General features: G+C 57.3%; 1 protein-coding gene. It reads right to left on the bottom strand.

From position 1 onward, the window contains the following. Positions 1-56: 56 nt before the first annotated feature. On the bottom strand, positions 57-309 hold a 253-nt coding region (locus tag JIN85_RS21140; protein ID WP_200274581.1), incomplete at its 5' end, for a transposase.

Here is a 309-nt window from a genome sequence, read left to right as displayed (position 1 = left end):
GTCCCAGCCGAAGTAGATTGTAAACGAGGTTGCCAGGCCGCTGACGCGTGCCGCTCTTACGATGCTATCGTAGCAATCCGGTCCGCGCCCATCTGATACACTTGCGCACCGAACACATGCTCGGCACGCGCTCGAATCCCACTCTTCTTGCGGTTTTCCCTCTTCTGCACTTTGGTCAGCGGTTTGCCCCTCGACCCCTTCTGACAAATGCGTGCTTTGACTTTTTTGCGCCGCAACATCGCCATCGATCCACGACTCCGATACGCACTGTCTGCATACACCGTGCCGTCGCCCCCTTTGACCAATTCC

It is taken from the genome of Luteolibacter pohnpeiensis (assembly GCF_016595435.1).
Taxonomy (GTDB): Bacteria; Verrucomicrobiota; Verrucomicrobiia; order Verrucomicrobiales; family Akkermansiaceae; genus Luteolibacter; species Luteolibacter pohnpeiensis.
This window is presented reverse-complemented; position numbering and strand designations above follow the sequence as displayed.